The organism is Pseudomonas sp. Pseusp11, from assembly GCF_047304405.1.
Classification (GTDB): Bacteria; Pseudomonadota; Gammaproteobacteria; order Pseudomonadales; family Pseudomonadaceae; genus Aquipseudomonas.
In genome coordinates this window covers 63,729-78,563 of the sequence record NZ_JBGLZF010000013.1, presented here as the reverse complement: position 1 = coordinate 78,563, position 14,835 = coordinate 63,729, and the positions used below count along the sequence as shown (strand labels likewise).

General features: G+C 59.9%; 10 protein-coding genes and 1 pseudogene. 9 read left to right on the top strand and 2 right to left on the bottom strand.

Annotated elements, in window-relative coordinates:
* Positions 1–48: 48 nt before the first annotated feature.
* The 5 genes from aroB (at position 49) to hemE (ending at position 10,241) form a co-directional block, all read left to right on the top strand.
* The gene (aroB, locus tag ACCC96_RS13025) at positions 49–1,149 is read left to right on the top strand and encodes a 3-dehydroquinate synthase (protein WP_019581861.1); all 1,101 of its coding nucleotides are present in this window, start codon (positions 49–51) and stop codon (positions 1,147–1,149) included.
* Positions 1,150–1,159: 10 nt separating this feature from the next.
* Entirely contained in the window at positions 1,160–2,773 is a 1,614-nt protein-coding gene (locus ACCC96_RS13020; RefSeq protein ID WP_413696043.1) for an AAA family ATPase, read from the top strand.
* Between the two features lie 349 nt (positions 2,774–3,122).
* Positions 3,123–7,568, top strand: coding sequence for a glutamate synthase large subunit (gene gltB, locus ACCC96_RS13015; protein WP_204123935.1), 4,446 nt, complete (start codon positions 3,123–3,125; stop codon positions 7,566–7,568).
* A 33-nt stretch (positions 7,569–7,601) separates the two neighbouring features.
* Positions 7,602–9,020: an FAD-dependent oxidoreductase gene (locus tag ACCC96_RS13010; RefSeq protein WP_007936832.1), complete on the top strand. Its 1,419-nt coding sequence runs from the start codon at positions 7,602–7,604 to the stop codon at positions 9,018–9,020.
* Positions 9,021–9,173: 153 nt separating this feature from the next.
* Complete coding sequence (gene hemE, locus ACCC96_RS13005; protein WP_138866669.1) at positions 9,174–10,241, top strand: uroporphyrinogen decarboxylase; 1,068 nt, start codon at positions 9,174–9,176, stop codon at positions 10,239–10,241.
* Positions 10,242–10,310: 69 nt separating this feature from the next.
* On the opposite strand, the gene ACCC96_RS13000 is transcribed toward hemE, so the two are convergent.
* Complete coding sequence (locus ACCC96_RS13000) at positions 10,311–11,585, bottom strand: MFS transporter (RefSeq protein WP_413696042.1); 1,275 nt, start codon at positions 11,583–11,585, stop codon at positions 10,311–10,313.
* Positions 11,586–11,703: 118 nt separating this feature from the next.
* On the opposite strand from ACCC96_RS13000, the gene ACCC96_RS12995 reads away from it, so the two are divergent.
* From ACCC96_RS12995 to ACCC96_RS12980, 4 genes and pseudogenes are all read left to right on the top strand, one after another.
* Positions 11,704–12,597, top strand: a complete 894-nt coding sequence (locus ACCC96_RS12995) for a LysR substrate-binding domain-containing protein (RefSeq protein WP_413696041.1) — start codon at positions 11,704–11,706, stop codon at positions 12,595–12,597.
* A 92-nt stretch (positions 12,598–12,689) separates the two neighbouring features.
* On the top strand, positions 12,690–13,133 hold the full coding sequence (locus ACCC96_RS12990; protein ID WP_019581867.1) for a DUF2846 domain-containing protein: 444 nt from the start codon (positions 12,690–12,692) through the stop codon (positions 13,131–13,133).
* Positions 13,134–13,470: 337 nt separating this feature from the next.
* Positions 13,471–13,775, top strand: a pseudogene (locus ACCC96_RS12985) (type II toxin-antitoxin system RelE/ParE family toxin).
* The gene (locus ACCC96_RS12980) at positions 13,772–14,059 is read left to right on the top strand and encodes an addiction module antidote protein (protein ID WP_038360089.1); all 288 of its coding nucleotides are present in this window, start codon (positions 13,772–13,774) and stop codon (positions 14,057–14,059) included. The pseudogene ACCC96_RS12985 and the gene ACCC96_RS12980 overlap by 4 nt, the downstream one beginning before the upstream one ends.
* Before the next feature lie 310 nt (positions 14,060–14,369).
* On the opposite strand, the gene ACCC96_RS12975 is transcribed toward ACCC96_RS12980, so the two are convergent.
* Complete coding sequence (locus tag ACCC96_RS12975) at positions 14,370–14,813, bottom strand: excinuclease (protein WP_413696040.1); 444 nt, start codon at positions 14,811–14,813, stop codon at positions 14,370–14,372.
* Between the last annotated feature and the right edge of the window lie 22 nt (positions 14,814–14,835).

Below are 14,835 nucleotides of genomic sequence, written 5' to 3'. Positions count from 1 at the left end.
CGTAAACTCAAGGCAGGACGCCTGATTCCATCTTCACTGTGGGGACACATGCAGACACTCAAGGTCGATCTAGGCGAGCGCAGCTACCCGATTCATATTGGCGAAGGTTTGTTGGATAAACCTGAGCTGCTGGCCCCGCATATTCGCGGGCGGCAGGTGGCGATCATCTCCAACGAGACCGTCGCGCCGCTCTACCTCGAGCGTCTGACCCGCAGTCTGGCGCAGTTTTCGGTCATTTCCGTGGTGCTGCCCGACGGCGAAGCCTTCAAGACCTGGGAAACCCTGCAACTGATTTTCGATGGCCTGCTGACCGCTCGGCACGACCGTCGCACCACGGTGATTGCCCTTGGTGGCGGCGTGATCGGTGACATGGCCGGCTTTGCGGCGGCCTGCTACCAGCGCGGCGTCGATTTCATCCAGGTGCCGACCACATTGCTGTCGCAAGTCGATTCTTCGGTGGGCGGCAAGACCGGGATCAATCATCCGCTGGGCAAGAACATGGTCGGCGCCTTCTATCAGCCCAACGTGGTGCTGATCGATACCGCCACCCTCAATACCCTGCCGGCCCGTGAACTGTCTGCCGGGCTGGCAGAAGTCATCAAGTACGGGCTGATCTGCGACGAGCCGTTCCTGACCTGGCTCGAAGAAAACGTCGATCGCCTGCGCGCCCTGGACCAGGCCGCCCTGACTTACGCCATCGAACGTTCCTGTGCGGCCAAGGCGGCAGTGGTGGGTGCCGACGAGAAAGAGACCGGCGTGCGTGCCACGTTGAACCTGGGGCATACCTTCGGCCACGCGATCGAAACCCATATGGGCTATGGTGTCTGGTTGCATGGTGAAGCAGTCGCTGCTGGCACTGTGATGGCTTTGGAAATGTCCGCGCGCCTGGGCTGGATCAGCGAAGAAGAGCGTGATCGCGGTATTCGCCTGTTCCAGCGCGCCGGCCTGCCGGTCATTCCGCCGGAAGAGATGACCGAAGCCGATTTTCTCGAACACATGGCAATTGACAAGAAAGTGATCGACGGTCGTTTGCGCCTGGTGCTGCTGCGCCACATGGGCGAAGCAGTGGTGACCGACGATTATCCGAAAGAGGTTTTACAGGCCACGCTGGGAGCGGATTACCGCGCCCTGGCTCAGCTTAAAGGTTAATAAGATCCCGATGACTAGTTTGCATGCCGACGAGGCTTTCCTCGGCCATTACCAGTTAAGTCATGACCCTTTCGCTCCACGGGTGCCTGGCTTCAAATTCTTCCCGGCCCAGCGCAAGCCGGTGCTGGGCCAGTTGCACCACCTGGCTCGCTACAGCCAGTTGTTGCTGGTGGTCACCGGCCCGCAAGGCAGCGGCAAAACCCTGTTGCGTCAGGCCCTGGTAGCCAGCACCAACAAACAGTCAGTGCAGAGCGTGGTGGTTTCCGCCCGTGGCGCCGGCGATGCCGCTGGTGTGCTGAATCAAGTGGCTCAGGCGCTGGACGTTGCTCAGGCCGAGATCGGTGCGATCCTGGCCCAAGTGGTGCAGCTTGCGCTCACGGGGCAGGAAGTCTATTTGCTGGTGGATGACGCCGAGCAACTCGACGAGTCTGCACTGGAAGCCTTGCTGGCCCTGGCTGCCGGCGCACCGGAAGGTCGTCCGCATGTATTCCTGTTCGGTGAGTCCTCGCTAATTGCTCAACTTGATGCGCTGAGCCTCGAGGAAGAGCGTTTTCACGTCATCGAATTGCAGCCCTACACCGAAGAAGAAACCCGCGAATATCTGGATCAGCGTCTCGAAGGTGCTGGCCGGGGAATCGAACTTTTCACCGCGGATCAGATCTCTGATATTCACGAAAGCTCCGACGGTTGGCCTGGCAACATCAACCAGGTCGCCCGCGATGCAATGATCGAAGCCATGATTGCCAGCCGCTCAGCGGTCAAGCGTCCAAGTATGGGGTTCAACATGCCGAAGAAACACGTATTGGCAATTTCCGCCGTCGTCGTGGTCGCGGTAGCTGCCGCCTGGTTGATGCCAGGTCGCAACAAAGCACCGACCACCGGCGCGCCTGCCAACGAACAGGCGCAACTGCCGCTGGGCCAGGGCACGCCAAAACCTAACAGCGCAGGCGCTCCCTCCGTTGAGTTCGCCGGTAATACGCAACCGATGCCATTGCCGTTGGTCGGTAACTCGCAGCCAGTGATGCGCGGTCCGTTGGTCGAAGCGGCTGGAGGCATTACCGAAGGCGATGATGGCGTACCGGTCGAAGGCTCTAGCGCCACACCGCCGACCGTGACCACCACTGCGCCACCGGCAGGCGTTCCAGCGGGGCCCGCGCCAACACCGGCCGCCAAGCCGACGCCTGCGCCGACTCAAATCGCGACCGCCAAGCCTGTCGCGCCTGTGACCAAGCCAGCGCCAGCGCCTGCACCGGCTGCCAAACCGGCTCCAGCGCCCGCCAAGCCGGCCGTAGTGGCCAAACCCGCCGAGAAACCAGCTGCCGTGGCCAAAGCCGCTGGTGGCAGCTGGTACGCAGGCCAGGCGCCGGGCAGCTACGTAGTGCAGATCCTTGGCACCAGCTCCGAGTCGACCGCGCAAAACTTCGTCAAGGAGCAGGGCGGCGAGTACCGTTATTTCAAGAAAGTGCTCAACGGCAAGCCGCTTTACGTCATCACCTACGGTAGCTTCGCCAACCGCGATGCAGCTGTTACTGCCATCAAGGCCTTGCCAGCGAAGGTTCAGGCTGGTAAACCTTGGCCTCGCACTGTCGCCAGCGTCCAACAGGAACTGGCAACAACTCGCTGAAGATTCGGCGGCCTTACCCAGGCCGCCTCTCCAAGCACCTCAAAATTTCTACAAGCGCATGCCGTCTCTACAGACCGCGTGCCTTGTGGTGTCTGCGTCACAGTAGTCTTTGAGTCGCTGCGGTCAAAATTAAAAAAGTTTTGACTAGCACAGCATATCGCTTTAAACCTTTCACAAATGCGACATAGATTTGCGACATTTCGTCGTCAAATTTGTGGGCCTCTGTGTCGGTGTGTACAATGACCTCCCTTTTGCCCCGCAAAGCTGGCGTACGTTCGGCGTGGATGGTAACTGGTTGAATTGAAAAGAAATTTGCCTCGACAAGAGGCAGCCTGGTGAGAAAGTGTCTATGAAAGCAGGTCTGTACCAACCAGATGAATTCAAGGATAACTGCGGTTTTGGCCTGATAGCCCATATGCAGGGCGAGCCCAGTCATACCCTTTTGCAAACGGCCATTGAGGCCCTGACCTGCATGACCCACCGCGGTGGGATCAACGCCGACGGCAAGACCGGTGACGGTTGCGGTCTGCTGATTCAAAAGCCGGATGTGTTCCTGCGTGCCATCGCCCAGGAAACCTTCGGCGTCGAACTGCCCAAGCAATATGCCGTGGGCATGGTCTTCTTCAACCAGGATCCGGTGAAAGCCGAAGCCGCTCGCGAGAACATGAACCGCGAAATCCTGGCCGAAGGCCTGACCCTGGTCGGCTGGCGCAAAGTGCCGATCGATACCAGCGTCCTCGGCCGCCTGGCCCTCGAGCGCCTGCCGCTGATCGAGCAAGTGTTCGTCGGTGGTGAAGGCCTGAGCGATCAGGACATGGCGATCAAGCTGTTCAGTGCCCGTCGTCGTTCGTCCGTGGCCAACGCCGCCGATGTCGATCACTACATCTGCAGCTTTTCCCACAAGACCATTATTTACAAAGGCCTGATGATGCCGGCGGATTTGACCGCCTTCTATCCAGACCTGAGCGACCAGCGCCTGCAAACTTCGATCTGCGTGTTCCACCAGCGCTTTTCGACCAACACGCTGCCGAAATGGCCGCTGGCGCAGCCGTTCCGCTTCCTTGCCCACAACGGCGAAATCAACACCATCACCGGCAATCGCAACTGGGCGCAGGCCCGTCGCACCAAGTTCACCAATGATCTGATGGATCTGGATGAACTCGGCCCGCTGGTGAACCGTGTCGGTTCCGACTCCTCCAGCATGGACAACATGCTCGAGCTGATGGTCACCGGTGGCATCGACCTGTTCCGTGGCGTGCGGATGATCATCCCGCCTGCGTGGCAGAACGTCGAAACCATGGACCCGGATCTGCGTGCGTTCTACGAATACAACTCGATGCACATGGAACCGTGGGACGGCCCGGCTGGCGTAGTAATGACCGACGGTCGCTACGCGGTGTGCCTGCTCGACCGTAACGGCCTGCGTCCGGCGCGTTGGGTCACCACCAAGAACGGCTTCATCACCCTGGCCTCGGAAATCGGTGTCTGGAACTACCAGCCTGAGGACGTGATCGCCAAGGGGCGTGTTGGCCCGGGCCAGATCTTTGCCGTGGACACCGAAACCGGTCAGATCCTCGACACCGACGCCATCGACAACCGCTTGAAGTCCCGTCATCCGTACAAGCAATGGCTGCGCAAGAATGCCCTGCGCATTCAGGCGACCATGGAAGACAACGACCACGGTTCGGCGTTCTACGACGTCGATCAGCTCAAGCAGTACATGAAGATGTACCAGGTCACGTTCGAAGAGCGCGACCAGGTGCTGCGTCCGCTCGGCGAGCAAGGCTACGAAGCAGTCGGCTCGATGGGCGACGATACGCCGATGGCCGTGCTGTCCCAACGCGTGCGTACGCCGTACGACTATTTCCGTCAGCAGTTCGCGCAGGTCACCAACCCGCCGATCGACCCGCTGCGCGAAGCCATCGTCATGTCGCTGGAAGTCTGCCTCGGTGCCGAGCGCAACATCTTCCAGGAGTCGCCGGAACACGCCTCGCGCGTGATCCTCAGCTCGCCGGTCATTTCTCCGGCCAAGTGGCGCTCGCTGATGAACCTCGATCGCCCAGGCTTCGAGCGTCAGATCATCGACCTCAACTATGACGAGAGCGTCGGTCTCGAAGCCGCGGTGCGTAACGTCGCCGATCAGGCTGAAGAAGCCGTTCGCGCCGGTCGCACCCAGGTCGTACTGAGTGACCGTCACATTGCTCCGGGCAAGCTGCCGATCCACGCTTCGCTGGCGACCGGTGCCGTGCACCACCGCCTGACCGAAAAAGGCCTGCGTTGCGACTCCAACATTCTGGTGGAAACCGCGACCGCTCGCGATCCGCACCACTTCGCGGTGCTGATCGGTTTCGGCGCCTCGGCGGTCTACCCGTTCCTGGCCTATGAAGTGCTGGGCGACCTGATCCGCACCGGTGAAGTGCTGGGCGACCTCTATGAGGTGTTCAAGAACTACCGCAAAGGCATCACCAAGGGCCTGCTGAAGATCCTGTCGAAGATGGGCATCTCGACCATCACGTCGTATCGCGGTGCGCAGCTGTTCGAAGCTATCGGCCTGTCCGAAGAAGTCTGCGAACTGAGCTTCCGTGGCGTGCCAAGCCGCATCAAGGGTGCACGCTTCGTCGACATCGAAGCCGAGCAGAAAGCCCTGGCGGCCGAAGCCTGGAGCCCGCGCAAACCGATCCAGCAGGGCGGTCTGTTGAAGTTCGTCCACGGTGGCGAATATCACGCCTACAACCCGGACGTGGTCAACACCTTGCAAGCCGCTGTGCAGCAGGGTGACTACAGCAAGTTCAAGGAATACACGTCACTGGTGGATAACCGCCCGGTGTCGATGATCCGCGACCTGCTCAAGGTCAAGACCCTCGACACGCCGTTGGATATCAGCGAAGTCGAGCCTCTGGAATCGGTGCTCAAGCGCTTCGACTCCGCTGGTATTTCGCTGGGCGCTCTGTCGCCGGAAGCCCACGAAGCCCTGGCCGAAGCCATGAACCGCCTCGGTGCGCGTTCGAACTCCGGCGAAGGCGGCGAAGACCCGGCGCGCTACGGCACCATCAAGAGCTCGAAAATCAAGCAGGTCGCCACTGGCCGCTTTGGTGTGACTCCGGAATACCTGGTCAATGCTGAAGTGCTGCAGATCAAAGTCGCCCAGGGCGCCAAGCCCGGCGAAGGTGGTCAGCTGCCAGGCGGCAAGGTCAACGGTCTGATCGCCAAGCTGCGTTACGCAGTGCCGGGCGTGACCCTGATTTCGCCTCCGCCGCACCACGACATCTATTCGATCGAAGACTTGTCGCAGCTGATTTTCGACCTGAAACAAGTCAACCCGAATGCGCTGGTTTCGGTGAAACTGGTGGCAGAAGCGGGCGTCGGCACCATCGCGGCCGGTGTGGCCAAGGCCTACGCGGACTTGATCACCATCTCCGGCTACGACGGCGGCACCGGTGCATCGCCACTGACCTCGATCAAATACGCGGGCGCACCGTGGGAGCTCGGCCTGGCCGAAACCCACCAGACCCTGCGTGGCAACGACCTGCGCGGCAAAGTCCGGGTACAAACCGATGGTGGCCTGAAAACCGGCCTCGACGTGATCAAGGCAGCCATTCTCGGCGCTGAAAGCTTCGGCTTCGGCACCGCGCCAATGATTGCCCTGGGTTGCAAATACCTGCGCATCTGCCACCTGAACAACTGCGCCACCGGCGTTGCGACTCAGAACGAGAAGCTGCGCAAGGATCACTACATCGGGACCGTCGACATGGTGGTGAATTTCTTCACCTACGTCGCTGAAGAAACCCGTGAGTGGCTGGCCAAGCTGGGCGTGCGCTCCCTCGAAGAGCTGATCGGCCGTACCGATCTGCTGGAAGTCCTCGAAGGCCAGACCGCCAAGCAGAACCACCTGGACCTGACCCCGTTGCTCGGCAGCGATCACATCCCGGCAGACAAGCCTCAATTCTGCCAGGTCGACCGCAACCCGCCGTTCGACAAAGGCCTGCTGGCCGAGAAAATGGTCGACATGGCCACCTCGGCGATCAACGACCTGAGCGGCGCCGATTTCGCCCTGGATATCTGCAACTGCGACCGTTCCATCGGCGCGCGGATCTCCGGTGAAATCGCCCGCAAACACGGCAACCAGGGCATGGCCAACGCGCCGATCACCTTCCGCTTCAAAGGGACGGCGGGTCAGAGCTTCGGCGTGTGGAACGCCGGTGGCCTGAACATGTACCTGGAAGGCGATGCCAACGACTACGTCGGCAAAGGCATGACCGGCGGCAAACTGGTCATCGTTCCGCCGAAAGGCAGCCTCTACAAGACACAGGACAGCGCCATCATCGGCAACACCTGCCTGTATGGCGCCACTGGCGGCAAGCTGTTCGCCGCCGGCACCGCGGGCGAGCGTTTCGCGGTGCGTAACTCCGGTGCTCACACTGTGGTGGAAGGCACAGGCGATCACTGCTGCGAGTACATGACCGGTGGTTTCGTCTGCGTTCTGGGCAAGACCGGTTACAACTTCGGCTCAGGCATGACCGGCGGTTTCGCCTACGTGCTCGACCAGGACAACACCTTCGTTGACCGGGTCAACCACGAACTGGTGGAAATCCAGCGGATCAGCGGTGAGGCGATGGAAGCCTATCGCAGCCACCTGCAACGCGTGCTGAACGAATACGTCGAGGAAACCGACAGCGAGTGGGGTCGTAACCTCGCTGAAAACCTCGATGACTATCTGCGTCGTTTCTGGCTGGTCAAGCCCAAGGCTGCCAACCTGAAATCGTTGCTTTCCAGCACCCGTGCCAACCCGCAGTGATATGCGCCTGAAGAGTTTGATGAGGTTTTAACTATGGCTGAACGTCTGAATAACGACTTCCAGTTCATCGATGTCGGGCGCAAGGATCCGAAGAAGAAACTGTTGCGTCAACGCAAGAAAGAGTTCGTGGAAATCTACGAACCGTTCAAACCCCAGCAGTCGGCCGACCAGGCCCACCGCTGCCTGGGTTGCGGTAACCCGTATTGCGAATGGAAGTGCCCGGTGCACAACTTCATTCCCAACTGGCTCAAATTGGTGGCCGAGGGCAACATCCTCCAGGCCGCCGAACTGTCGCACCAGACCAACACCCTGCCGGAAGTCTGCGGCCGGGTGTGTCCTCAGGATCGTCTGTGCGAGGGTGCCTGCACCCTCAACGACGGTTTTGGTGCGGTGACCATCGGTTCGGTCGAGAAGTACATCACCGACACCGCGTTCGCCATGGGCTGGCGCCCGGACATGTCCAAGGTCAAGCCGACCGGCAAGCGTGTTGCGGTAATCGGTGCGGGCCCTGCGGGCCTGGGCTGTGCCGACGTGCTGGTGCGTGGCGGCGTGACGCCGGTGGTATTCGACAAGAATCCGGAAATCGGCGGTCTGCTGACCTTCGGCATTCCCGAGTTCAAACTGGAAAAGACCGTGCTGAGCAATCGCCGCGAAGTCTTCACCGGCATGGGCATCGAGTTCCGCCTGAACACCGAAGTGGGCAAGGACGTGACCATGGAACAACTGCTCGAAGAATTCGATGCGGTCTTCATGGGCATGGGCACCTACACCTACATGAAGGGCGGCTTCGCCGGCGAGGACCTGCCGGGCGTGCACGATGCGCTGGACTTCCTGATCGCCAACGTCAACCGCAACCTGGGCTTTGAAAAGTCGCCGGAAGATTTCGTCGACATGAAAGGCAAGAAGGTGGTGGTGCTGGGCGGCGGCGACACGGCGATGGACTGCAACCGTACCTCGATTCGTCAGGGCGCCAAGGCGGTGACCTGTGCCTATCGTCGTGACGAAGCGAACATGCCGGGATCGCGCAAAGAGGTGAAGAACGCCAAGGAAGAAGGCGTGAAATTCCTCTACAACCGCCAACCGATCGCAATCGTCGGTGAAGACCGTGTCGAAGGTGTGAAGGTGGTCGAGACCCGTCTCGGCGAGCCGGATGCCCGTGGCCGTCGCAGCCCCGAGCCGATCCCGGGTTCCGAAGAGATCATCCCGGCCGATGCCGTGGTTATCGCCTTCGGCTTCCGTCCAAGCCCGGCATCGTGGTTCGAGCAGTTCAGCATCCAGACCGACAGCCAGGGCCGCGTCGTGGCGCCGGAACAAGGTCAGTACAAGCACCAGACCAGCAACCCGAAAATCTTCGCCGGTGGCGACATGGTGCGCGGTTCCGACCTGGTGGTGACGGCGATCTTCGAAGGCCGCAATGCCGCTGAAGGGATCCTGGATTACCTGGGCGTTTAACCCTCCACTGATCGTTCCCACGCTCTGTGTGGGAACGATCTTTCGATGCCGAAACCGCGACAAATTGACCCGATAGACAAAAGGATCGGCTCTTGCCGTGCCTTTTGCGTCGCGCTCTGAGAAAATGCCCGCACTTTTTTTCCGGATGCCGACATGACTGCCCTGAAGAACGACCGTTTCCTCCGCGCCCTGCTCAAGCAACCCGTAGACGTCACCCCCGTGTGGATGATGCGCCAGGCCGGCCGCTACCTGCCTGAATACCGCGCCAGCCGTGCCAAGGCCGGTGACTTCATGAGCCTGTGCATGAACCCGGCGTTCGCGTGCGAAGTCACGATGCAACCGCTCGACCGCTATCCGCAACTGGATGCGGCGATCCTGTTCTCCGATATCCTGACCATCCCCGATGCCATGGGCCAAGGCCTGTACTTCGAGACCGGCGAAGGTCCGCGCTTCAAGAAAGTCGTCAGCACCCTGGCTGACATCGAAGCCTTGCCGATTCCTGATCCACAGAAAGACCTCGGCTATGTGATGGACGCAGTCAGCACCATCCGCCGCGAACTGAACGGCCGCGTGCCGCTGATCGGCTTCTCCGGCAGCCCATGGACCCTGGCCACCTACATGGTCGAAGGCGGTTCGTCGAAAGACTTCCGCAAGACCAAGGCGATGCTCTACGACAACCCGCAAGCCATGCACCTGCTGCTGGACAAGCTTGCGCAGTCGGTCACCTCGTACCTCAACGGCCAGATCCTGGCCGGCGCGCAAGCGGTGCAGATCTTCGACACCTGGGGCGGTAATCTCTCGGCGGCGGCGTACCAGGAATTCTCCCTGGCCTACATGCGCAAAATCGTCAGCGGCCTGATCCGTGAACACGAAGGTCGCAAAGTGCCGGTCATCCTGTTCACCAAGAACGGCGGCCTGTGGCTGGAGAGCATTGCCGACGCCGGCGCCGATGCACTGGGCCTGGACTGGACCTGCGACATCGGTGAGGCCCGTCAACGCGTCGGCAACAAAGTCGCCCTGCAAGGCAACATGGACCCGACCGTGCTTTACGCCAAGCCAGAAGCCATCCGCACCGAAGTCGGGCGGATCCTCGCCAGCTACGGCAAGGGCAGCGGCCACGTGTTCAACCTCGGCCATGGCATTACGCCGGAAGTCGATCCGGAGCATGCCGGTGCATTCCTGCGCGCGGTGCATGAGCTGTCGGCGCAGTATCACGAGTGATCGTCACCCGATAAAAAAACGCCCGGCATTTGCCGGGCGTTTTTGCATCAAAATCAAAAGATCGCAGCCTTAAGCTTTCAAATTCTCCAACGGCGGCAACTTCGCCAATTTCAACGCCACCAGCAACGCAATCACCAGCAATGCGCTGATGAACAGCCCGATCCCGTTCCAGCCACCCAGATGCCAGGCCATGCCGCCCGCCGTCCCCGCGATACTCGACCCGGCGTAATAGCTGAACAGGTACAACGACGTTGCCTGCCCCTTGGCCTTGGTCGCGCGACGACCGATCCAGCTGCTGGCCACCGAATGCGCGCCGAAGAAGCCGAAGGTGAAGACCAGCATGCCGAAGATCACTACTGGCAGGGGCGTAAACATCGTCAACGCAAGGCCCGCGAGCATCACCACAATGGTTGCCCAGAGCACTTTGCGCCGGCCGAGCTGGTCGGCCAGGGCGCCGATTTTCGCCGAGCTGTAGATGCCCGACAGGTACACCACCGAGAGTAGCCCGACGAAGGCCTGGTCCATGTGATACGGCTCGGCCAGCAGGCGATAGCCGATGTAGTTGAACAGGGTAACGAACGCGCCCATCAGCACGAACGCTTCGACAAACAGCAGCGGCAGGCCGGCGTCGCGAAAGTGCATGGTGAAGCCGTCGAGCAGGCTACGCGGGTGCAGCGAACGAGCGCGGAAGTTGCGCGACTCGGGGAGGATTTTCCAGAACACCGCGGCGGCAATCAGCGCCAGGCCGCCGATGACCAGCATTGCCGTGTGCCAGCTGACGAAGTCGATCAGTACGCCAACAATCAACCGTCCACACATGCCGCCGATGGCGTTGCCGCCGATGTACAAGCCCATGGCCAGGCCGATGTGCTGCGGGTGAATTTCTTCGCTCAGATAAGTCATCGCCACCGCCGCCAGACCGCTCAACGACAACCCCACCAGCGCCCGCATCACCAGCACGCCTTGCCAGCTCGGCATCATCGCGCTAGCGATGGTGCAGAGTGCGGCAGCGAACAGTGCGGCGACCATCACCGGTTTACGCCCGATGCGATCGGAGATCGGGCCGGTGATCAGCAAGCCGATGGCGAGCATGCCGGTGGCGACCGACAGGATCAGGCTGCTCTGGGCCGCATTGATGGAAAACTCGCGGGACAGCAGCGGCATCATCGGCTGCACGCAGTAGAGCAGGGCAAAGGTCGCGAAGCCGCCAGAGAACAGCGCCAGTACCGTGCGCATGAACATCGGCGTGCCTTTTTCGATGTAGATCTCGTTGCGTTCAGCGACGACATCGTTCAGCGCGGCGGGCGGAATTTCATGGGCGAGTGGGGCGACAGCAGTTTTCACTTCGAACCTCGGAGGGCGCAGCCGATCAGGCAATGAAAAAATCATATAGCTGGCTAATGTTTCTATCCAATATATTGTTCGACCTGTTTGATAGGTTTAACGACCTAATGGAGTTTTCATGGAATTGCGTCACTTGCGCTACTTCATTGCCGTCGCCGAAGAGCTGCATTTTGGCCGCGCCGCCCAAGTGCTGGGCATCTCGCAGCCGCCGCTGAGCCAGCAGATTCAGGCGCTGGAGCAGGAAGTGGGGGCGCGTCTGTTCGAGCGGACCAATCGTCGGGTCGAGCTGAGTGAGGCCGGTCGGCTGTTTCTGGAAGAGGCGCGGCTGGCGCTGGCGCAGGTCGACAAAGCGGCGGATGTGGCTCGGCGGGCACAACTTGGTGAATTGGGTGAACTGAAGATCGGCTTCACCTCGTCGGCGCCGTTCAACTCGACCATTCCCCAGGCGATTTTCTCGTTTCGCCAGCGCTTCCCGGCGGTGCACCTGAACCTGCGGGAGATGAGCAGCACCCAAGTGGCCGATGCGCTTGTGGACGAGTCGATCGAGATCGGCATCATGCGACCGCTGGGCTTGCCGGACTCGCTCAGCGTTGTGGAATTGATGCGTGAGCCGTTGGTGGCGGTGCTCAGCTCCAAGCATCCGCTGGTGGATGGCAGCGAAGAAGGTCTGTTCCTGTCCGCCCTGGCCCTCGAGCCGTTCGTATTTTTTCCGCGCAGCTATGGCAGCGGTTTGTACGCACAACTGCTCAGCCTGGCGCGGGACGCCGGCTTCAGCCCGCACTTTGCCCAGGAGGCTGGCGAGGCGATGACCATCATCGGGCTGGTGGCGGCGGGTTTGGGGGTATCGGTGTTGCCGGCGTCTTATCAGCGAATGCGCATTGATGGCGTGGTCTATCGGCCGTTGCTGGATCCAGAGGCGATTTCGGCGGTATGGCTGGTACAGCGCAAGGATCAGAAGTCGCCGATGGCCAAGGCGTTTGTGGAGTTGTTGACGCGCAAGCTGACGCCATAGCGCTACAAGGTTTTTATTGGGTGCAGCCCTAGGTCTTTTAACGTATCGGCCGATACCGTCATTGGACTCATCACAAACCAGGGAGATACAGGATGTTCAAGCAGTTAACGTTCACCGCATTGCTGGCATTGTTTGCTCTGACCGGTGGTTGTGCTTCGGTAAAAATGGCCGATGAAACCCTGGACGCTCAAGCGAAGACGTTCCAGGTAAGCCCCGACAAAGCCAATATCTATGTTTATCGCAACGAGAGCATGGGTGCCGGGGTGAAAATGCCGGTGACCCTCAATGGCAAGCCTGTAGGGCAGACAGTCGCCAAGTCCTATCTGATGTTGGCTGTCCCGGCTGGCCAGCAGACTCTGGTGTCTTCGGCGGAAAACGACTCGGAACTGAAACTCACCGCAGAAGCGGGCAAAAACTACTTTGTCTGGCAGGAAGTGAAAGTGGGTTTCATCAAAGCGCGTAACAACCTGCAAGTCGTCGACGACAAGACAGGCCGCGCTGGCGTCGCTGAAAGCAAGTTGATTCAAGCGCAGTAAGTGTCTGGATGGCCCCTGCGCGTAGCGTTGGGGGTTGTCCCGTTCACTGGATCCGTAACCTATAAGTTCACCTCCGTAAGTGTTCAAATCCTTGCGGGAATGCTAGTCGCTGACGACATCGGTCATCGCATTCATCCCGACCCGTTTGCTCTCGGCCTTGCAGCTTGGTCTGGTTCGATTGCAGCACCCGCTGGCAGGCGTCGCGATCGCTCTCGTTGAAGTGAGCAGCGATCAAAGGTAAGCCCTTACCTCGCCGATGAGAGGGTGTAGACGCCGCACATCATCTCAGAAGAAATCCACGTTGAGTGTGTGTAGCTCAAAGGCTACACTCTGGCGTATGACTGAGATCCTTCGAAGTTCAACTTTCTCTAGCTGGTTATTGAAGCTGGCCGATAGCCGCGCCAGGATGCGTATTCAGGTGCGAATTGACCGTATGGCGATGGGGATTTTGGCGATGTCAAAACCATCGGAGAAGGGGTCAGTGAGGTACGTGTTGATTATGGCCCCGGGTATAGGGTCTATTTCATGCAGCAAGGCCGTCAACTGGTCATCCTCCTCTGCGGTGGTGACAAAAGCAGCCAAACCCGAGACATCAAACAAGCCAGGCTCATAGCGAAATCCTGGCAGGAGCAAAACCCATGACCGAAAAATTCACTCGTTGGGACTCTGCCGAGTACCTCAAGACCGAAGAGGACATGGCCAATTATCTTGACGCTTGCATGGAAGAAGCGGGAGATGATCCAGCATTTATAGCCAAAGCACTTGGGACCATTGCGCGTGCTCGCGGCATGACCCAAGTCGCACGGGATGCAGGGCTCTCCCGGGAAAGCCTTTACCGCGCACTGTCAGGTGAAGGGAATCCAGAGTTCGGTACCATCCTGAAAGTAGTGAAGGCTCTAGGATTAAAATTACACGCCAGTACCTGAGTCAACCCAAAAGAATAATGACGACAATGCTGTCTTGAGTGTTTACTTCCTGCGTCCCTGACAGGGGTTTGCGAGTCTCTGAGGATCCTGGGTAACCAGCCATCGCAGAGCCAGGCTGGTACCGGGCGATGACAAGCCGACCTGTTTGTGAAAGGGCGCCGAAAGGCGCCCTTGTGGCGAGGGGGCTTGCCCCAGTTGGGCTGCGCAGCAGTCCTGAATCTGAGTTCATGTTTCGTCAGACAAATCGCAATTTCAGATCTACGGCCGCTTCGCGCCCGAACGGGGGCAAGCCCCCTCGCCACAAGTGTTGTTACTGAACCTTCGCCAAATCCCCTTTCAACGCAACCCCGGCCATGATCGCCCCTGCGTGGCATTCATAGGTCTTGGCATCCTTGCGCTCATTGCTCTTGTAGAAGCTGACGATGTTGGTCACGGCGTTGGCACCGGCGTTCTTCGCTGCCTGGTGCAGGCTGATGATTGCTGATTGCACGACCCATTCGCAGGCCACTTGGTCAGACTTGTTGAAGGCGTTGGTTTTCTTATTGGTCACGGCACCCGTGCTGAGTACGGTGACGTTGCCAGCCGGTGTATTGCCCGCCAGGTAGAACTTCACGCTGCCATCGATTTTGCCGGTGCGGGTGGCCTCGGCAACGGCTTTGTCAAAAGGCAGGTACAGCGCCGTGTCTCGCGCGTGGCTGATGCCCGGCAAGGCGCACATCAGCAGAGTGGCGGCAGCGAGTTTCTTGAAGTGCATGCTGGTCTCCTTGACCCTGGTA